At 62.2% G+C, this 217-nt stretch carries 1 protein-coding gene; it reads right to left on the minus strand.

Features of this window, described 5'->3' with window-relative positions:
• The coding region (locus J5M58_RS27785) for an amino acid permease (protein ID WP_207880782.1) at nucleotides 1-217 on the minus strand (217 nt) is incomplete at both ends.

Raw genomic sequence — 217 nt, forward strand, 5'->3', positions numbered from 1 at the left:
AAGGCGAACGCCGCGATCACCACGAAAATCAGCAACGGCACCACCTTGGCCACGGTGGTCACCTGGTTGATGAACGCCGCCTCCTTGATACCGCGCAGCACCAGGAAGTGCACCGCCCACAGCAGCACCGACGCGCCGATGATGGCGGCAGGGGTGTTGCCTTCGCCGAAGATCGGGAAGAAGTAGCCCAGGGTGCTGAACAGCAGTACGAAGTAGC

Source organism: Pseudomonas sp. 32_A, assembly GCF_017490905.1.
GTDB classification, from domain to species: Bacteria; Pseudomonadota; Gammaproteobacteria; order Pseudomonadales; family Pseudomonadaceae; genus Aquipseudomonas; species Aquipseudomonas inefficax.